Here is an 18336-nt window from a genome sequence, read left to right on the forward strand (position 1 = left end):
AGAGGGATCTCGATGAGCACCAGCGACCCGACCGCCTCGCCGACCACGTTCGACCTGGAGAGCCGGGTGGACTCCGCCGACACCACACTGCACAGCCAGCACTGCGCGGTGATCGCACTCGGCAGCAACCTGGGCAACCGCCTGGACACCCTCCAGGGCGCCGTCGACGCGCTCGCCGACACCCCCGGGCTCAAGATCAAGGCCGTCTCCGCGGTCTACGAGACCGAGGCCGTCGGCGGCCCGGACGAACAGCCCAACTACTACAACGCGGTCGTCGTGCTGCGCACCTCGCTGCCGCCGCGCGACCTGCTGGAGCGCGGCAACGCGATCGAGGACGCCTTCGGGCGGGTCCGGACGGTGCACTGGGGTCCCCGGACCCTGGACGTCGACATCCTGGCCTACGAGGGCGTGCTCAGCGACGACCCGCAGCTGCTGCTGCCGCACCCGCGCTCGCACGAGCGGGCCTTCGTGCTCGCCCCCTGGCTGGACGCCCAGCCGGAGGCCGAGGTGCCCGGGCACGGGCAGGTCGGCGCACTGCTGGACGCGCTCGGCGGCCCGGGCGCGCAGGGCGTCCGGCGGCGGGACGACATCCGGCTGACGCTGCCGGAGTGACCGGCCGCGGCCCGGCGGCCCGGTGAGGACGGCCGGGGAACTCGACCGGGGGGCCCGGCCGTACGAGTAGGTGTCCGCCGTTCGCGCGGGTGCCCGCCCGGTCGGGCCCGGTACGGTGGCCTGGCGCCGCCGCGCCGGGCCACCGGGCGACGGCCGGCTCTGGTAACCCCGGGAAGGACCTCCTCCGAGTGAAGCTGCTTCGCCTCCGCCTGCTGGTCGGCATCACCGCTGCTACCACGGCGCTGTCCTGGGCCGGTGCCAAGCTCTGGGCCTCCCTGGACACGCTGCCGGCCGTGCCGGTCGCGGCGCCGGTGGTGCTGGCGGCGGTGGCGGTGGTCCTGTTGGCGACCGCCCTCTCGTTGCGGTCCCGGCTGAAGGCGGTGCGCGAGCGGCAGCCCGGCGCGAAGGGCGTCGACCCGCTGCTGGCGGCCCGGGCGGTGGTGCTGGGGCAGGCCAGCGCGCTGGTTTCGGCGGTGGTCACCGGCGTCTACGCGGGCGCGGGGATCTTCCTGCTGGGCGAGCTGGACGTGTCGGCGCGCAAGGACCAGGCCGTCACGGCCGGGCTCGCGGTGCTGGCGGGGGCCGCGGTGATCGCGGCGGCGCTCTGGTTGCAGCACGTGTGCAAGCTGCCGGAGAACCACGACGATCCGAGCGGCCCGGCGCCCTCGCCCCGCTGAGCAGGTCCTTTTTCGTGATCTTGAGTGAAACGCCGGGCACGTGCGGTAAAACTTGCGCACTGTCAAGGGCGGAAGAGGACCCTGGGCTGACACGGCCCCAATTCGCACGCTAGTTTCTTGGCATGTCTCGCGGACGCCACCGTCATTCCTCCGTCCTCGGCCGGATCTTCCCCCCCACCGCCGCCGGCGTGCTGCTCGTCGCTGCGCTGGCCGCCCTGCTCTTCAGTCAGGACGCCGTCCTGGTGCGTTCGGTGGGTGTCGCGGCGGTCGTCGCGACGCTCGGCTTCGCGCTGCTGCTGCGGCAGCGGGACAAGGCGGCCCGGGCGGCCGCCGAGATGGCCGCGGCGCAGCGGCTGCGGGCCGAGGAGCGGTTCGAGGAGCAGCTGGCGGAGGCCGAGTACGCGGCTGAGGTCGCCGAGGAGCGGGCCACCCGGTTCGGGCGGCGGCTGACGGCGGAGAAGTCGCGGCTGGCGAAGGCCGAGACCGAGATCGCCCGGCTGCTGCGGGAGCGGGCCGTGACGGTGGCCGAGCAGGCGCTCAAGGAGGCCGAGGCGGCCCAGCGGGCGCTCGCCGCGAGCCGCCCCAAGTACCCGGCCAGCCCGGCCGCGTTCGTCCGTGCCGCGTCCGTGCTGCGGGTGCTGGAGCGGCGGGCGGCGGAGCAGGAGGCGCGGCGGGAGCGGACGGCGGGCTCGGCGGTCGCGCTGCGGGCGCGTACGGCGCCGGCCGCTGCGGCCCCGGCGCCCGTGCCTGCCGTGGTGGCGCCCTCGGTGCCGGCGCCGGTGGCTCCCGCGGTGCCGACTCCGGAGCAGGCTCCGGTGGCACAGGCACAGGCACAGGCACAGGCACAGGCACAGGCACAGGCACAGGACCAGACCCAGACCCAGGCGTCGGTGCGGCCCGCGCCGGTGCGCCCGGCGCTGACCGCCACGGTCGGGCAGCTCGGCGGGACGCCGTCCGCTCCGGTCGCGGCGCCCGCGCCGGTGGAGCGGCAGCGGCCGCGGTCGGCGCAGCCCGGGGCGGTGCGCGGGCCGGGCTTCAGCTTCTTCGGCCGTGGTGCGGGCGCGGCCGTGCGGGCGGCGGCCCCGGCGCCCGCGGTGGGCAGCGTCGCCGAACTGGGCGAGCGCACGGACCTGGCCGACGTGGTGGGCGACGAGGCGGTGGCCGCGCAGGCGAAGGCCGAGGCGCAGGAGGCCCAGGAGGCTCGTGAGGTGCAGGAGGCCGTGGCCGGCTCGCAGGCGTCGCAGCCGGCGGCCGAGCCTGCGCCGGGCGCGCCCGCGGTGGTGGACCTGACCCCGGAGGACGAGACCGAGCTGATCCAGCTGCCGGAGCTGCGCGCCTCGCGTTAGGTCCGGATACGCGAAAGCGGCGCGGGACATCGGTGTGACCGATGTCCCGCGCCGCTTTCGTTCCGGCGGTGCGCCGGGCCGGGAGGGGCCCGGCGGGGTGTCAGAGCTGGACGCCGAAGTCCTGGGCGATGCCCGCCAGGCCGGAGGCGTAGCCCTGGCCGACGGCGCGGAACTTCCACTCGCCGCCGTTGCGGTAGAGCTCGCCGAAGATCATGGCGGTCTCGGTGGCGGCGTCCTCGGAGAGGTCGTAGCGGGCGATCTCGGCGCCGCCGGCGGCGTTCACCACGCGGATGTACGCGTTGCGGACCTGGCCGAAGCTCTGGCCGCGGGCGACCCCGTCGTAGATGGTGACGGGGAAGGTGATCTTGACGGCCTCGGCCGGCAGGCCGGCCAGGTTGACGTTGAGCGACTCGTCGTCGCCGGCGCCCTCGCCGGTGCGGTTGTCACCGGTGTGCACGACGGTGTTGTCCGGGCTGCTGGTGTTGTTGAAGAAGACGAAGTGCCCGTTGGAGAGCACCTTGCCGTCCGCGTTCAGGACGATCGCGCTGGCGTCGAGGTCGAATTCGGTGCCGGTCGTGGTCCGGACGTCCCAGCCCAGGCCGACACTGACCGCGGACAGGCCCGGGGCCTCCTTGGTCAGCGAGACGTTGCCACCCTTGGAGAGGCTCACTGGCATGGCGATTGAAGTCCTTTCGTTCGCTTTTTCCGGGACAACGCCATACTCCGGTGGGTTGGTTCCGCGAAGTCCGTGAATTCTTCGTGGATGCCAATCCTCTGGCAAAGGTCTGACAATGCCCTGGTCAGATCCGGGGGAACCGGCCCTGTAGCGACCAGATGTTCGGATTGTCGGCCAGCTCGGGGTGCATATCGAAGAGGTCGGCGAGGGTGTCCTGGAGGAAGTCCCGGGCCTCGCGCCGCAGCTCGCCGTGGCGGACCACGGCGGGCGGCTCGTCCGGCAGCCAGGTCGAGGTGATCTCGACCCAGTTGAAGCGGCGGGCGAACCGCAGCAGCTCGGTGTTCTGGGTGAAGTCGAGGTCGGCGGTCTGCACCCGGGCGGCCCGGCCGCCGTCCGGGTCGCGGTCCAGCTCCTCGACGATGTCGCACAGCGCCCAGGCGAAGTCGAGCACCGGCACCCACCCCCAGCCGGTGGACAGCTCGGCGCCCTCGGCGTCCAGGTAGACGTCGCCGCAGAACAGGTCGTACCGCAGGGACCGCACCGGGGCGGAGCGGTAGTCCGTCTGCGGGGGGTCGGGGAAGCGGTTGGAGAGGGAGTAGCCGAGCTCGATCACGTACGCCATTGTCCGGGCTGCGGGCGGTGGTGCGGAACCGGGCCGTCGGCCGTCGCGGATAACCGGGTGACCGGGCGGTGTGGGCGCGGGATGATGGACGCATGCCCGAGCCCATCCGCGTACGGGGGTCGGTGGTCGTCCCCGACGCCGAGCTCGTCTGGCGCTTCTCGCGTTCCTCCGGCCCAGGTGGCCAGCACGTCAACACCTCCGACAGCAAGGTCGAGCTGCGCTACGACCTGGCGGCGTCCAAGGCGCTGCCCGAGGTGTGGCGCGAGCGCGCGCTGGAGCGGCTGGCCGGGCGGCTGGTGGACGGCCGGGTGCTGGTGATCCAGGCCTCGGAGTTCCGCTCGCAGTGGCGCAACCGGGAGGCGGCCGCGGCCCGGCTGTCGGCGGTGCTGACCGAGGCGTGCGCGCCGCCGCCGAAGTCCCGCCGGGCGACCAGGCCGAGCCGGGGGATGGTCGAGCGCCGGCTGTCCAACAAGCGGCGCCGCTCCGAGCTGAAGCAGGGACGGCAGTCGCCGCGGGGCGGCGAGTAGCCGGGGCGGCTCAGCCGAGGGTGCGGTAGCCGCCGCGGAAGTAGAGCAGCGGCCGGCCGGCCGGGCTGGGCACCGCGGCCTCCAGGACGCGGCCGAGCAGCAGGGTGTGGTCGCCCGCCGGTATCCGCTGCTCGGTGCGGCACTCGACGGTGGCGAGCGCGCCGTCGATCAGCGGGGCGCCGGAGCGCGGGCCGCGGTGGTGCGGGGTGTCCGCGAACAGCAGCCGGTCGCTGAGCCGGCCCTTCATGGCGAAGCGGGAGCCGAGCGCCTTCTGCCCCTCGGTGAGCAGCGAGACCGCCCAGGTGTCGGTGCGGGAGAGCACCTCGTCCATCCGGGAGTCCTCTCGGACCGAGATCAGGACCAGCGGCGGCTCCAGCGACACGGACAGGAAGGACGTGGCGGTCATGCCGACGTCCTCGCCGTCCTCCGGGTCGTGGACGGTCACCAGGCTCACGCCGGAGGCGAGCTGGGAGAGTGCCGCCCGGAACTCGTCGGGCGTGGCGTGGGAGGCAGCTTCGGGCTGCGGGGACGAGTACACGTACCGCACGGTAGTCGGCGGCCGCCGGAATCGGCATCGGGCCGAGGTCGTAGGACCAGCGGCGCACGGGGCGGGGTTGCGGCCGGGTCCGGGACTCACCCTCAGGAGTGAAGCAAGGGGCCTGCCGGGCGGCAGCGGGCTTCAGCGTGAGGCCAATGCGGTCGACCAAAGGAAATATTCCGATAGCGCTTTATGTCCCGCTATGGGGCGGATGAGCTGATTAAGGGTGCATTAGTGTCGTGTGATTTAAGTCACAAGTGATGGCCTATTGCTGACCGAGCGTGCCGAACGCTGTGCTCCCTGTGATTCAGTTCTTCTGGCAATCGGACGATAACCAATCAAGAACTATCCGAAGCAGCCGGGGAGCCCCCGCATGGAAGCCGAGTCGGAGCCGTACGTCCGTCTCGCGACCCTCCGCACCTTGCACCGGGTCGTGGCGGACCTCAACGCTGCCCGCAGCCTGGCGGGCACGCTGCAGGCCGTCGTCGAGGGTGCGGTGCACGGGCTCGGCTTCGACGCCGCCGCGGTCAGCCTGGTCCGCCCGGACGGGGACCTCGTGGTCGCGGCCGTCTGGGAGCTGGAGGAGAGCACCATGGGCGGCCCCTCCGTCCTGCTCGGCCAGGTCGGCTCCCGGGAGTCCTGGGACCGGCTGCTCGGCGTCAGCGACCACTGGGGCACCCTGCGCTTCCTGCCGTACGACCGCGGCTGGGCCGTCGCCAGCGACATCCCGCGCTGGATCGGGGACGGCCCGCTGCCCGTCTACGCCAACGACTGGCACCCCGCCGACGGGCTGCTCGCCCCGATGTACAGCGCCGGCGGCGACCTGCTCGGCGTCCTCTCGGTGGACCGCCCGCGCAGCGGCAAGCGGCCCGGGGCGTGGACCCGCGAGGCGCTGGAGATGTTCTCGCTGCAGGCCTCCATCGCGATCGGCAACGCCCGGCTGCGGGCCGAGATGCAGCGCGCGCTGGCCCGCCTGGAGAAGGAGCAGCAGGCCCTGCGGGCCAGCGAGGAGAGCTTCCGCCAGGCCTTCGAGTACGCGCCCAGCGGGATGGCCATCACCGAACTGCACGGCGCCGGGCGCGGCCAGCTGACCAGGGTCAACGACGCGCTCTGTCGCCTGCTCGGCCGCCCCCGCGCGGTGCTGCGCCAGCAGAGCTTCGCCGACCTCGTGCACCCGGAGGACCGGGCGCTGCTGGAGCGCACCAGCGCCGAGAGCGGCCGGGCGGAACTGCGGCTGTCCCGGCGGGACGGCGGCTACCAGTGGGTGTGCCTGCGCAACTCGATCGTGGCGGACGCGGCCGAGGGCCCGAGCTTCCTGCTCACCCACGTCGAGGACATCGAGGACCGCAAGCGCCACGAGTTCCAGCTCGCCCACCGGGCCAGCCACGACGCGCTCACCGGCCTGCCGAACGGCGCCGAACTGAAGGCCCGGCTGGGCCGCCGGCTCTGCGCCGAGCCGCAGACCGTCGGGGCCCCCGCCGGGCCGGGCGAGCCGGCCTACCCGGCGCCGTACGGCTACCCGGCCGACTCCTACAGCGCGCACGCCGCGTACGACCGGCTGGAGGGCGCGGACCCGTACGGCGGGCCGGTGCACGGCTACGGGACGCCCGAGGGCGGCCCGCCGTACGGCCTCGCCCCGGGCTACGGGGAGCACGTGCACGCGGTGGTCCCGGCCGACCAGGGCCCGGGCGGCGAGGCGTGGTCCGCACCGTTCCGCTCCGGCGTCGCGGCGTCGCTGGACAAGGGGCTCGCGGTGCTCTTCTGCGACCTGGACGGCTTCAAGTCGATCAACGACCGGTTCGGCCACAACGCGGGCGACGCGGTGCTGGTCGAGGTCGCCCGGCGGCTGAGCCAGGCCGTCCGGGACGGCGACACGGTGGCCCGGCTCGGCGGCGACGAGTTCGTCGTGCTGGCCGACGGGATCGGCCGCGAGGAGGCCAAGGACCTGGCCCACCGGCTGCGGGGCGCCATCATCCCGCCGATGCGGATCGACGGCCGGGCGATGCGGGTGGGGGTGAGCCTCGGCGTCGGCTGGGCGGGCTGCGGGATGAGCATCGAGGAGGTGCTGCACACCGCGGACGAGCGGATGTACGACGAGAAGCGGGCCCGGGGCGGCGCGGTGCGCGGCGCGCGGGGCGAGCGCTCGCACCGACGGGCGGGCTGAGCCCGCCGGTCCTGGTTACCCACGGGTTGTCAAGGGCTCTTTTCCGGCTGTCACAAAGGACAGGTAGGGTTCCCGGGTACGACAGCGTCCATGATCTGCGCCGGCGGCCCGCATCCCGGCGGCGCGAACCGGATGGGGGAGTTGACCACCGTGACGACCGCCGGCAACAACGGAGCGCCCGAGGGCGGTGCCCCGCAGGACGACGACCCGTTCGGCTACCTCTACCGCCCGGCGGAGGGTGCCTCCGGGCAGCCGGCCGAGCCACAGCAGGGCGTGCCCCGGACGTCGTACAGCCGTCCGATGGAGGTCGGCCGGGCCCAGTACGGGCAGCAGCCCTACCAGCCGCGGCCGCAGCAGCCCCAGTACGGCCAGCAGGCGGGGCCGCAGCAGGGCTACCCCGGCGGCCAGCAGCCGTACCCGCCGCAGCAACAGCAGCCCGAGCACGGCACCGCGCCCACCCAGCAGACCCGTTACGCCGAGCACTCCCGGCCGCAGCCGGGGGAGGACCGGTCGAGCAGCGGCCGGAGCAAGGGCGCGGTGATCGGCGCGGTCGCGGTGGTCGCGGCCATAGCGATCGGCGCCGGGATCGCGCTCTCCAAGGGCGACCCGGAGGGCGACAAGACCGCCAAGGGCGGCGCCCAGACCACCGCCGCGGCTCCCCCCAGCACCCCGGCGACCGGCAGTTCGTCCCCGACCGCCTCGGCCTCGGCGAGCACCACCGCCCCGGCCGGCCCGTTGACCGTGGACTCGGGCCAGCTCCAGGCCCAGAACGCGCCGTCCGGCAACGGCGTCAAGGGCACCAAGTCCGCCGACGGCAGCTACCTGACGCTCCAGCCGGGCGGCTCGGTGACCTGGAACGGCGAGGTCGCCGCGGCCGGCACCTACAAGCTGAACGTGCACTACAACAACACCGGCGGGGACCTGAAGGGCGCCGCCTCGGTGAACGGCAAGGACTGGCCGAGCGGGCTGCTCTTCAAGAACTACGTGCCCGGCAAGGACCCGGCGTCCTCCTGGTTCAACACCTGGATACTCCCGCAGCTCCAGGCCGGGACGAACAGCATCACCTTCACCGTGCCCTCCGGGTCGATCCTGATCGACCAGATCACCCTCGAACCGAATGCGACCGGCTGACCGGTTGAGCAGCTGACCGGTTGAGCGGCTGAGCCGGAACGCGAGACGGCCGCCCGTCCCCGTGGGGGAAGGGCGGCCGTCGGCGTTCCGGCGCTCCGTCAGGCGGGCTTGACCACGTCGAAGCGCTCGCCGCCGAGGACCCAGCGGCCGCGGCGCATGACGGCGACCAGGTCGTAGCCCTCGGAGTCGAGCACGACCAGGTCGGCCTGCTTGCCCGTCTCCAGCGAGCCGATCGAGTCGGCGAGGCCCAGCAGGCGGGCCGGGGTGGCGGACAGCGACTCGACGGTCTGGTTCAGCGTCAGGCCGTTGACGGTGAGCGAGCGCTTGAACGCGACGTCCAGGGTGAGCGTGGAGCCGGCGATGGCGCCGCCCTCGACCAGCCGGGCGACGCCGTCCTTGACCTCGACCTGGAGCGGGCCGAGCGGGTAGAGGCCGTCGCCCATGCCGGCCGCGCCCATGGCGTCGGTGATCAGGGCGACCCGGGACGCCCCGGCGGTGCCGTAGGCGAGGTCGAGCACGGACGGGTGCAGGTGCACGCCGTCGTTGATCAGCTCGACGGTGACCCGCTCGTCCTCCAGCAGCGCCACGATCGGGCCCGGGGCGCGGTGGGCGATGCCGGGCATGGCGTTGAAGAGGTGGGTGGCGACGCTCGCGCCGGCGTCGATCGCCTCCAGCGTGGTGGCGTAGTCGGAGTCGGTGTGGCCGACGGCGGCGATCACGCCGAGGTCGGCGAGCATCCGCACCGAGTCCAGGCCGCCGGGCAGTTCGGGGGCCAGGGTGACCATCTTCGCGTGGCCGCGGGCGGCGTCGACCAGCTTGCGCACCAGCGCCGGGTCCGGGTCACGCAGCAGGTCGGGGCGGTGGGCGCCGCAGCGGTTGTGGGAGATGAACGGGCCCTCGAAGTGGATGCCGGCCAGCACGCCGTCCTCGACCAGCTCGGACAGCACGGACGCCTGGCGGGCGACCTCGTCGATCTCCCCGGTGACGGTGGACGCGACCGTGGTGGTGGTGCCGTGCTCCAGGTGCGTACGGGCGGCGAGCAGTGCCTCCTCGGCGATGCCGGAGGCGTAGGAGGCACCGCCGCCGCCGTGCACGTGCAGGTCGACGAACCCGGGCACGACGGTGTACCCGGTCAGGTCGAGGTCGCCGGGCCCGCTCTCGCCTCCGAGGCCGGCGATCCGGTCGCCCTCGACGGCCAGGCGGCCGCCCTCGACGACGCCGCCGGGCAGGACCAGCCGGGCGCCGGCCAGTGCGGTACGGTCACGGTCCGCGGTGGTCACGCGGTCACCTCCATGGAGAGCAGATCCCAGGCGAGCAGGCCCGCGCCCAGGGACGCGGCGGTGTCTTTGAGCATGGCGGGTACGACCTTCGGGGGCATCTGGAAGGTCAGGCGCTCGGTGACCGCCGTGCGCAGCGGGCCGAAGAGCGTGTCACCGGCCTCGGCCAGCCCGCCGCCGACGATCACCGTGGACGGGTCGAGCAGGCTCTGGGCGAGCACGATCCCGTCGGCGAGGGCGTCGACGGCGCCCTGCCAGACCGCGAGCGCGCGGTCGTCCCCGGCGTCCACCGCGGCGGCGCAGGATGCCGCGTCGGCGTCGGGGTCGCCGCTGGCCGCGGCCCAGGCACGGGACACGGCGGAGGCGGAGGCGAGCGTCTCCAGACAGCCGCGGGCGCCGCAGCCGCACTGCGGTCCGCCCGGGCGGACCACGACGTGGCCGATCTCGCCGCCGTAGCCGTGCGCGCCGGCCTCGATCCGGCCGCCGATGCCGATGGCACCGGCGATGCCGGTGCCCAGCGCGATGAACAGGAAGCGGTCGACGCCCCGGCCGGCGCCGAGTCGGCCCTCGGCCAGGCCGCCCGAGCGCACGTCGTGGCCGAGTGCGACGGGGATGGCGGCTCCGTCGGGCCCGGCCAGGCGCTCGCCCAGCAGCTTGCGCAGCGGGAGGTCCCGCCAGCCGAGGTTGGCCGAGTAGACCGCGATGCCGTTCCTCTCGTCGATCGTGCCCGGGACGGCGACGCCGGCCGCGAGCGGGGCGACGCCGAAGCGGCCCCGGCCCTCGTCCGCCAGGTCGGCGGCGAAGTCGAGGATGGCGGCGACCACGGCGTCCGTGCCGTGCTCCCGCCCGGTCGGTCGGCGTGCTTCGAACAGCACGGAGCCGTCCTGGGCGAGCAGCGCGGCCTTCATGCCGGTGCCGCCTACATCGAGTGCGATGACGTGCTTCACGGAGGACAGTTTCCCTTGGTCGGGTAGAAGAGGTCTAGTCCAGTTGTCGGATTGGTCTGGTCCAAAGTAGGTGAGCTTTGTCGCAGATGGGGTCGGTGTGAGCGGCTTTGCGTCGGGCGCCTTCCGTTCACCTTCTGTTGCGCATCGTGCAATGACGTCCGCACTTCGATAACTACTCGGCGGGCTCGGCACAGTGGTGTGGACCACCGCCCGGTGGGTTTGGCAGTGTTGCGCCTCCCCCCTCCCGGATTCCCCCGTCCGGTCGCAGTTCTCCCCTGAAGGCGGTACCCGCGTTGAACAGGCGCGCCCACGTTCCCACCCGCGTCCTCGGCACCGCGCTGGCCGGAGCACTGGTACTCACCGCCGTCAGCGCCTGCGGCGGGCAGAACGACGGGCCGGTCACCCTCAAGCTGGTCGCCGCCGACTACGGGGAGAGCGCCGACACCAGCTCCAAGCTCTACTGGGACGAGATCGCGCACGGCTTCGAGGCCGCCAACCCCGGCATCAAGGTCGACGTCGAGGTGGACAGCTGGACCGACATCGGCAAGAAGGTCGACGACATGATCGCGGCCGGCAAGTCCCCCGACCTGCTGCAGACCGGCGGCTTCGCCGACCAGGTCGCGGCGGACCGGCTGTACCCGGCCGCCGACGTGCTCTCGATGGACACCCAGGCCAACTTCCTGGACACCTTCGCGCACGCCGGGCAGGTGCTCGGCACCCAGTACGGCATCCCGTTCGTCTCCTCCTCCCGGGTGCTCTTCTACAACAAGGCCGTCTTCCGCCAGGCCGGCATCACCCAGCCGCCGGCCACCTGGAACGAACTGCGCCAGGACGCCGAGAAGATCAAGGCCAAGGTGCCGGGCGTGACCCCGTACGGGCTGCCGCTCGGGCCGGAGGAGGCGCCGGCCGAGTCCATGCTGTGGACGCTGAGCGGCGGCGGCAGCCTCTCCGACGACGTCGGCAACTACACCATCGACAGCACCCAGAACCAGGCCACCTTCAGCTGGCTGAAGAACAACCTGGTGGCCACCGGGCTGACCTATCCGGACCCGGGCAAGATGAACCGCACCCCGGTCTTCCAGGACTTCGCGGCCGGGAAGGTCGCGATGCTGAACGGGCACCCGACGCTGCTGCGGATGGCCACCGCCGGGAAGATTGACTTCGGGACGGCGCCGATCCCCAAGAAGGACGGCGTGGGCAAGACCGGCAGCCTCGGCGTCGCGGACTGGATGATGGCGTTCAAGGCCAACGGGCACAAGAACGAGATCAAGAAGTTCCTGTCCTTCGCCTACTCCCGCGAGTTCCAGCTGAAGTTCGACGAGCAGTACAACCTGCTGCCGGTCACCCAGGACGCGTTCAACCAGATGACGTCCGACCCGAAGCACGAGGACCTCAAGCAGTTCGCGGTCGGGCTGACCAACGCCAGCTTCTACCCGTTCGGGGACCCGGCCTGGGGCGACGTCAGCAACCGGATCAAGGCCGGGATCGGGCAGGCCGTCACCGGGGACCCGAAGCAGGCGCTCGCCGGGCTGCAGGACGCGGCGGTCAAGGAGGCGGCCCGGGTCCGCAGGTGAACCCGGGCCGGGGCGCCCTCCAGGGGCGGGGGAGTCAGGGGCGGGCTCGTGTCAGGGGCGGGCTCGTGTCAGGGGCGGGCTCGTCAGGGGAGCGTGATGGCGTAGGCCTTGCGGAGCGTCTCGTGGACCGTCCAGGTGGTCCGGTCGCCCTCGCGCAGCACGGCGCAGTCGCCCGGGCCGACCTCCAGGGTCGGGCCGCCCTCGACCTCGATGGTCGCCCGACCGCTGAGCACCACGAACAGCTCGTCGGCCTCCACGTCGGTGACCACGCCCGGGGTGATCTGCCAGATGCCGCGCAGCTGGCGGCCGTCGGGGGACTCGGAGAGGACCAGGCCGGAGACCTCCGGGGTGCCGGAGACGATCTGGGCCGGGTCGAGCGGGTCGGGTTCGAGGTCGGCGGTGGGGATGTGCACGGCGAAGCTGGGCGTGGTCATACCGCCGACGCTAGCCGGGGCGGCCGGGCGCCGGAGGGCGCACAGTGTGTCCGGCTCACGCGGGAGAATGACACTCCGTAGTGATGGCGGAGGTGTCCTGGTGGGTGAGCTGAGTGAGCGGGACCTGGCGGTGCTGGCCCTGGAGGGGCGGCAGTGGCGGACGGCCGGGGCCAAGGAGCGGGCGATCCGGGAGGAGCTGGGGCTCTCCTCCACCCGGTACTACCAGCTGCTGAACGCGCTGCTGGACCGGCCGGAGGCACTGGCGCACGCCCCGGTGCTGGTGAACCGGCTGCGCCGGATCCGGGAGGCCCGGCGGTCCGCGCGGTAGCGGGAGGGGGCCGCGGGGTAGGGCTCGGGCATGGGCTTTGACGAGAAGTGGGTGCCGGTCACGGCTGCCGGGCGGGACGGGCTGCGGGCGATCCTGGCGGCGCCGGGCGAGGCGGTGATCGCGCTGGACTTCGACGGGACGCTGGCGCCGATCGTGGCGGATCCTGATCGGGCGCGGGCGCATCCGGGGGCGGCGGCCGCGCTGCGGGCGCTGGTGCCGGCGGTGCGGGCCGTGGTGGTGGTGACCGGGCGGCCGGCCGCGCTGGCGGCGGAGTACGGCGGCCTGGACGGGCTGCCCGGGGTCGTGGTGCTGGGGCACTACGGCGCCGAGCGCTGGGAGGGCGGCGAGGTGACCGCGCCGCCGGTGCACCCCGGGGTGGCCGGGGCGCGGGCGGCGCTGCCGGGCCTGCTGGCGGCGGCGGGGGCGCCCGAGGGGACGTGGCTGGAGGACAAGGGGCGCTCGCTGGCGGTGCACACCCGGCGCACGGCGGCGCCCGAGGAGGCGCTGGAGCTGCTGCGGGCGCCGGTCGGCGAGCTGGCGGCCGGGCACGGGCTGGTGGTGGAGCCCGGGCGGCTGGTGCTGGAGCTGCGGCCGCCGGGGGTGGACAAGGGCGCGGCGTTGACCGGCTTCCTGCGCGAGCGCGGGGCCGGCTCGGTGCTGTACGCGGGGGACGACCTGGGGGACGTGGCGGCCTTCGCTGCGGTGGAGAAGCTGCGCGGCGAGGGGGTGGCGGGGCTGCTGGTGTGCAGCGGCGCGGTGGGGGACGCGCCGGTGCGCGAGCTCGCCGACCGGGCGGACCTGGTGGTCGCGGGCCCGGCCGGCGTGGTGGAACTGCTCGCGGCGCTCGGCGCGGCCGTCGGCGCTGGCTGAGCCGGGCGGCAGCGTGTTGAGCGGGCCGGTTCAGCGCGCGTCGAGCCGGTTCACAGCGCGTTGAGCTGGTCGAGGAACCACTGCTGCGGGGGCAGCGCGGTGGCCGCCGCCGCGAGGCGCTTGGTGCGGTCGGCGCGCTCCTCCTCGGGCATGGTGAGGCCGGCGTGCAGGGCGTCGGCGGTGGCGATGACGTCGTACGGGTTGACGGTGAGCGCGTCCTCGGCGAGTTCGGCGTACGCGCCGGCCTCGCGGGAGAGCACCAGGGCGCAGCCGTGGTCGGACACCACCGGAACCTCCTTGGCGACCAGGTTCATGCCGTCCCGGATCGGGTTGACCAGGGCCACGTCGGCGAGCCGGTAGGCGGCCAGGGAGCGCGGGAAGTCGTCGTCGACGTGCAGGATCAGCGGCTGCCAGGCGGGGGTGGCGAACTCGGCGTTGATGTCCTCGGCGAGCCGTTGGACCTGGGCGGTGTAGGCGCGGTACTCGGCGAGGTCGGTGCGCGAGGGGTAGGCGAAGGCGATGTGCACCACCCGGTCGTGCCATTCGGGGCGGGTGCGCAGCAGGTGCCGGTAGGCCTGGAGGCCGCGGACGATGTTCTTGCTCAGCTCGGTGCGGTCGACCCGGACGATGGTGCGGCGCCCGCCGACGGCCTCGCGGAGGGCGGCGAGGCGTTCGTCGACGTCCGGGCGGTGGGAGCGTTCGCGCAGGAAGTCGGCGTCGGCGCCGAGCGCGTGGACGCCGAGCCGGGTGGTGCGGCCGGCGTGGGTGACGGTCATGGCGTCCCGGTCGACCTCGGCACCGAGCAGGTCGGCGCAGCAGTCGGCGAAGGCCAGCGCCCAGCGGCGGGTCAGGAAGCCGGCCCGGTCGGCGCCCAGGATGCCGGTGAGGACGGCCTCGGCGACGTCGTCGGGCAGCAGCCGGAAGTACTCGGGCGGGGCCCACGGGGTGTGCGAGAAGTGGCCGATCCGCAGGTCGGGGCGGGCGGCGCGGAGCAGGGCCGGGGTCAGCGAGAGGTGGTAGTCCTGGACCAGCACGGCGGCCCCGGGGGCGGCCTCGGCGGCCAGTGCCTCGGCGAAGGCGGCGTTGTAGGCGCGGTAGGCGGCCCACTCGGTGCGGAACCCGGCGTCGAAGGCGGGGGCGGTGGGGGTGGCGTAGAGCAGGTGGTGGACGAACCAGAGGGTGGAGTTGGCGACGCCGTTGTAGGCGCGGGCGAAGGTGTCGGGATCGATGTCCAGCATGCGGACGGCCTGGCCGCCCACATCGTGCCCGGCGAGGTCGAGGCGGCCGTCCGGGGCCTCTCTGGCGGCCTGTCGGTCGGCGGCGCCTAGGGCGGCGCAGACCCAGACGGCGTCGGGGTCGTCGATGGCGGAGAGGCCGGAGACCAGGCCTCCGCCGCCGCGGCGGAGGGTCAGCGTGCCGTCGTCCGCGGTGCTGAACGACACCGGTCCCCGATTGGAGGCCACCAGGACGGGGGCGGTGCCGGTCGCACTCGAACGTTCGGTCGTGAGATCGCCCATGGTTGGTACGTTGCCTGGGCTCCGGAGCGGCAAACCCTTTCGGTGGGTGTTCAGTGTCGGGTCGCGTACTCGGGCACGGTGTGCATGGGCGGGCGTTCCAGGGCGGTCACCGGGTGGGTGTGGGCGGTGAACTCCCGGCTCTGCGGGTCGCGGGTGAACTGGGTCAGCAGCGGGTGGACGAGGTCGGCCGAGGCCTTCAGCCGGTGGGTGCGGTCGAGGCGTTCGAGGGCGGTGCGGTAGATGGTGGCGGCCATCCGGCCGAGGGCCTGGCCGTCCTGGTGCCGGTGGTGCCGGACGCCGACGTCCACCTGGGCCAGGGCGTCCAGCCCGACCGTCTCCAGCGCGTCGACCAGCAGGCCGAGTTCGACGCCGTAGCCGGTGGGGAAGGGGAGCCGTTCGAGCAGCGCGCGGCGGGCCGCGTACTCGCCGCCGAGCGGCTGGACGAAACCGGCGAGTTCCGGCCAGTGCAGGTTGAGCAGCGGGCGGGCGACCAGTTCGGTGACCCGGCCGCCGCCGGCCGGGACCACCGCCCCCTCCGTCTCCAGCGGCCGGTCGTACATGGCCTTGACCAGCTGGATGTCCGGTTCGGTGAGCAGCGGGCCGAGGATGCCGGAGACGAAGGCCGGGTCGAACTCGCGCAGGTCGGCGTCGACGAAGCAGACGATGTCGCCGCGGGTGACCAGCAGCGAGCGCCAGAGCACCTCGCCCTTGCCGGGGACGGCGGGCAGCCGGGGCAGGATCGCGTCGCGGTACTCCACCCGGGCGCCGGCCCGGGCGGCGACGGCGGCGGTGGCGTCGGCCGAGCCGGAGTCGATGACGACGAGTTCGTCGACCAGCGGGAGGCGCTCCATCAGCTCGCGGCGGATGGTGCGGACGATGTCGCCGACGGTGGCCTCCTCGTCCAGTGCGGGCAGCACCACGCTGACCGTGTGGCCGGTCCGGCGCTTGGCCTCCAGCAGGGCGTGCACCGGCCGGTCGACCGCGCTCCACGAGCGGCGGCGCAGCCAGGACGCCGCCTGCGGGAGCAGCGCGGGGGTCGGTTCGGCGGGCACGGGACTCTCCTCGGCGGGGTCGGTGGGACGCGCCATCTCGCGTGGCGGACGATCCCGTTCGGGGTTGACGCCTTCGGATACAGTCTTCGTACAGCGGCCGGACCTTTGCACGTCGGGGTCGCCGTTGAGCACCACCACAATTTCACAAGCTCATCCAGAGGGACTGAGGGAACGGCCCGTTGACGTCCCGGCAACCTTCTCGCGCGGCTGTCTGTCGACAGGCCCCGGCGGGACAGGTGCCAATTCCGGCCTGTGGCGCGACCGTGCCACGGGGAAGATGAGGAGAGAGGCCTCCGCCATCATGGCTATCGACACTGTCGCACCCGCATCCGTGGACCTCGGCCCCGCCACCGCGCTGTCCTGTCGGGAGTGCGGCACCCGCTTCCCGCTCGGTCCGAGCTTCGCCTGCCTGGAGTGCTTCGGCCCGCTGGAGATCGCGTACGACTTCGGCAGCGAGGGCGCCGAGGAGCTGCGCCGCCGGATCGAGGCCGGCCCGAGTTCGATCTGGCGCTACGCGCCGCTGCTGCCCGTCCCGGCCGACGTCGCCACCAAGCCCAACCTGAACCCCGGTTGGACCCCGCTGGTCAAGGCGGACAACCTGGGCCGCGAGCTGGGCTTCACCGCGCAGCTGCACATCAAGGACGACTCGGGCAACCCGACCCACTCGTTCAAGGACCGCGTGGTGGCCTGCGCCATCGAGGCCGCGCGGGCCTTCGGCTTCACGACGCTCTCCTGCTCCTCCACCGGCAACCTGGCCGGCGCGGTGGGCGCGGCGGCCGCCCGGGCCGGTTTCAAGTCCTGCGTGTTCATCCCGCACGACCTGGAGCAGGGCAAGGTCGTCATGGCCGGGGTGTACGGCGGCGAGCTGGTCGGCATCGAGGGCAACTACGACGACGTGAACCGCTTCTGCTCGGAGCTGATCGGCGACCCGGCCGGTGAGGGCTGGGGCTTCGTCAACGTCAACCTGCGCCCCTACTACGGCGAGGGCTCCAAGACGCTGGCGTACGAGATCTGCGAGCAGCTCGGCTGGCGGCTGCCGGAGCAGATCGTCATCCCGATCGCCTCCGGCTCCCAGCTGACCAAGATCGACAAGGGGCTGCAGGAGCTGATCAGGCTCGGCCTGGTCGAGGACCGGCCGTACAAGGTCTTCGGCGCCCAGGCGGCGGGCTGCTCGCCGGTGTCGGCGGCGTTCAAGGCCGGCCAGGACGTGATCCGCCCGGTCAAGCCGGACACCATCGCCAAGTCGCTGGCGATCGGCAACCCGGCGGACGGCCCGTACGTGCTGGACATCGCCCGGCGCACCGGCGGCGCGGTCGAGGACGTCACCGACGCCGAGGTGGTGGACGCGATCCGGCTGCTGGCCCGGACCGAGGGCGTCTTCGCCGAGACCGCGGGCGGGGTGACCGTCGGCGTGCTGAAGAAGCTGGTGGAGACCGGCCAGCTGGACCCGGCCAAGGAGACCGTCGCGATCAACACCGGCGACGGCCTGAAGACCCTGGACGCCGTCGCCGGGGCCGGGATGACCGCCGTCATCCGCCCGACCCTGGCGTCCTTCCACGACGCCGGCCTCGCGTCCGCCTGAAACACCCCCCACCCCGCTGGGTCGCACCCGCTAGGAGAACCATGAGCGCCAACGTCCGTATCCCCACCATCCTGCGCACCTACACCGGCGGCGCCGCCGAGGTGGCCGCCGAGGGCGCCACCCTGGGCGAGGTCATCGCCGACCTGGAGAAGAACCACGCGGGGATCGCCGCCCGCATCCTGGACGACGCCGGCAAGCTGCGCCGTTTCGTCAACGTCTACGTGAACGACGACGACGTGCGCTTCGCCGAGGGCCTGGCGACCGGGATCGCGGCCGGCGCCAGCGTCTCGATCATCCCGGCGGTGGCCGGCGGCTGCTGAGCCGCGCCCCGATCCGGGCACCCCGCCCGAGCCGTTCGTCCGACCGGCCGGGGGGGCGGGGGGGCGGGGCGGCGAGCGGCCGTCTCGGAGCACGGGGCGCGGGCCCCGGCGATTCAGGGGGTGGGGGGCGTGGGTGTGGTCG

Annotated in this window: 19 protein-coding genes and 1 riboswitch; of the genes, 11 read left to right on the top strand and 8 right to left on the bottom strand. The window is 73.6% G+C overall.

Annotated elements, in window-relative coordinates:
• Positions 1-12: 12 nt before the first annotated feature.
• The 3 genes from folK to ACFV6D_RS28185 all read left to right on the top strand — a co-directional run bounded on the left by folK (position 13) and on the right by ACFV6D_RS28185 (position 2635).
• Positions 13-612, top strand: coding sequence for a 2-amino-4-hydroxy-6-hydroxymethyldihydropteridine diphosphokinase (folK, locus tag ACFV6D_RS28175; protein ID WP_063348245.1), 600 nt, complete (start codon positions 13-15; stop codon positions 610-612).
• A gap of 188 nt (positions 613-800) precedes the next feature.
• The gene (locus ACFV6D_RS28180) at positions 801-1289 is read left to right on the top strand and encodes a DUF3180 domain-containing protein (protein WP_063348244.1); all 489 of its coding nucleotides are present in this window, start codon (positions 801-803) and stop codon (positions 1287-1289) included.
• Between the two features lie 122 nt (positions 1290-1411).
• Positions 1412-2635 (top strand): hypothetical protein, encoded by a 1224-nt coding sequence (locus tag ACFV6D_RS28185; RefSeq protein ID WP_380561554.1) that lies wholly within the window; start codon positions 1412-1414, stop codon positions 2633-2635.
• Between the two features lie 100 nt (positions 2636-2735).
• On the opposite strand, the gene ACFV6D_RS28190 is transcribed toward ACFV6D_RS28185, so the two are convergent.
• Positions 2736-3311, bottom strand: a complete 576-nt coding sequence (locus ACFV6D_RS28190; protein ID WP_063348242.1) for a TerD family protein — start codon at positions 3309-3311, stop codon at positions 2736-2738.
• 124 nt (positions 3312-3435) lie between these two features.
• Positions 3436-3933: a hypothetical protein gene (locus ACFV6D_RS28195; RefSeq protein WP_380341607.1), complete on the bottom strand. Its 498-nt coding sequence runs from the start codon at positions 3931-3933 to the stop codon at positions 3436-3438.
• Positions 3934-4025: 92 nt separating this feature from the next.
• On the opposite strand from ACFV6D_RS28195, the gene arfB reads away from it, so the two are divergent.
• Positions 4026-4460 (top strand): alternative ribosome rescue aminoacyl-tRNA hydrolase ArfB, encoded by a 435-nt coding sequence (gene arfB / locus ACFV6D_RS28200; RefSeq protein WP_063348241.1) that lies wholly within the window; start codon positions 4026-4028, stop codon positions 4458-4460.
• Between the two features lie 10 nt (positions 4461-4470).
• Here arfB and ACFV6D_RS28205 read toward each other — a convergent pair whose 3' ends face one another.
• Complete coding sequence (locus ACFV6D_RS28205; RefSeq protein WP_244293390.1) at positions 4471-4998, bottom strand: flavin reductase family protein; 528 nt, start codon at positions 4996-4998, stop codon at positions 4471-4473.
• Between the two features lie 373 nt (positions 4999-5371).
• Here ACFV6D_RS28205 and ACFV6D_RS28210 point away from each other — a divergent pair, with 373 nt between their 5' ends.
• The gene (locus ACFV6D_RS28210; RefSeq protein ID WP_063348239.1) at positions 5372-7162 is read left to right on the top strand and encodes a diguanylate cyclase; all 1791 of its coding nucleotides are present in this window, start codon (positions 5372-5374) and stop codon (positions 7160-7162) included.
• Positions 7163-7252: 90 nt separating this feature from the next.
• Complete coding sequence (locus tag ACFV6D_RS28215) at positions 7253-8293, top strand: hypothetical protein (protein ID WP_063348238.1); 1041 nt, start codon at positions 7253-7255, stop codon at positions 8291-8293.
• Positions 8294-8391: 98 nt separating this feature from the next.
• Here the strand turns inward: ACFV6D_RS28215 and nagA are convergent, their stop codons facing one another.
• Together nagA and ACFV6D_RS28225 are read right to left on the bottom strand one after the other, a co-directional pair.
• Positions 8392-9573, bottom strand: coding sequence for an N-acetylglucosamine-6-phosphate deacetylase (gene nagA / locus ACFV6D_RS28220; protein WP_380341616.1), 1182 nt, complete (start codon positions 9571-9573; stop codon positions 8392-8394).
• Entirely contained in the window at positions 9570-10517 is a 948-nt protein-coding gene (locus ACFV6D_RS28225; RefSeq protein WP_063348236.1) for an ROK family protein, read from the bottom strand. Before ACFV6D_RS28225 ends, nagA begins: the two co-directional genes overlap by 4 nt.
• Positions 10518-10810: 293 nt before the next feature.
• On the opposite strand from ACFV6D_RS28225, the gene ACFV6D_RS28230 reads away from it, so the two are divergent.
• Positions 10811-12091 carry an extracellular solute-binding protein gene (locus ACFV6D_RS28230; RefSeq protein WP_063348235.1) on the top strand — a complete coding sequence of 427 codons (1281 nt, stop codon included), beginning with the start codon at positions 10811-10813 and terminating at the stop codon, positions 12089-12091.
• A gap of 83 nt (positions 12092-12174) precedes the next feature.
• On the opposite strand, the gene ACFV6D_RS28235 is transcribed toward ACFV6D_RS28230, so the two are convergent.
• Positions 12175-12525: a cupin domain-containing protein gene (locus tag ACFV6D_RS28235; protein WP_063348234.1), complete on the bottom strand. Its 351-nt coding sequence runs from the start codon at positions 12523-12525 to the stop codon at positions 12175-12177.
• 67 nt (positions 12526-12592) lie between these two features.
• Between ACFV6D_RS28235 and ACFV6D_RS28240 the strand changes: the two genes are divergently transcribed.
• Together ACFV6D_RS28240 and otsB are read left to right on the top strand one after the other, a co-directional pair.
• On the top strand, positions 12593-12853 hold the full coding sequence (locus ACFV6D_RS28240) for a DUF3263 domain-containing protein (RefSeq protein ID WP_063348233.1): 261 nt from the start codon (positions 12593-12595) through the stop codon (positions 12851-12853).
• Positions 12854-12883: 30 nt separating this feature from the next.
• Positions 12884-13723, top strand: coding sequence for a trehalose-phosphatase (otsB, locus tag ACFV6D_RS28245; RefSeq protein WP_063348232.1), 840 nt, complete (start codon positions 12884-12886; stop codon positions 13721-13723).
• A gap of 50 nt (positions 13724-13773) precedes the next feature.
• On the opposite strand, the gene ACFV6D_RS28250 is transcribed toward otsB, so the two are convergent.
• Both ACFV6D_RS28250 and ACFV6D_RS28255 read right to left on the bottom strand, forming a co-directional pair.
• Positions 13774-15240 (bottom strand): trehalose-6-phosphate synthase, encoded by a 1467-nt coding sequence (locus tag ACFV6D_RS28250; protein WP_363377347.1) that lies wholly within the window; start codon positions 15238-15240, stop codon positions 13774-13776.
• A 50-nt stretch (positions 15241-15290) separates the two neighbouring features.
• The gene (locus tag ACFV6D_RS28255; protein WP_244293389.1) at positions 15291-16292 is read right to left on the bottom strand and encodes a glucosyl-3-phosphoglycerate synthase; all 1002 of its coding nucleotides are present in this window, start codon (positions 16290-16292) and stop codon (positions 15291-15293) included.
• A 147-nt stretch (positions 16293-16439) separates the two neighbouring features.
• Positions 16440-16576, top strand: a riboswitch (SAM riboswitch).
• Between the two features lie 17 nt (positions 16577-16593).
• Between ACFV6D_RS28255 and thrC the strand changes: the two genes are divergently transcribed.
• Positions 16594-17874: a threonine synthase gene (gene thrC, locus ACFV6D_RS28260; RefSeq protein ID WP_380341627.1), complete on the top strand. Its 1281-nt coding sequence runs from the start codon at positions 16594-16596 to the stop codon at positions 17872-17874.
• A gap of 41 nt (positions 17875-17915) precedes the next feature.
• Positions 17916-18194, top strand: coding sequence for a MoaD/ThiS family protein (locus ACFV6D_RS28265; RefSeq protein ID WP_063348229.1), 279 nt, complete (start codon positions 17916-17918; stop codon positions 18192-18194).
• Positions 18195-18336 lie beyond the last annotated feature (142 nt).

The organism is Kitasatospora sp. NPDC059812 (assembly GCF_042732075.1).
Taxonomy (GTDB): Bacteria; Actinomycetota; Actinomycetes; order Streptomycetales; family Streptomycetaceae; genus Kitasatospora.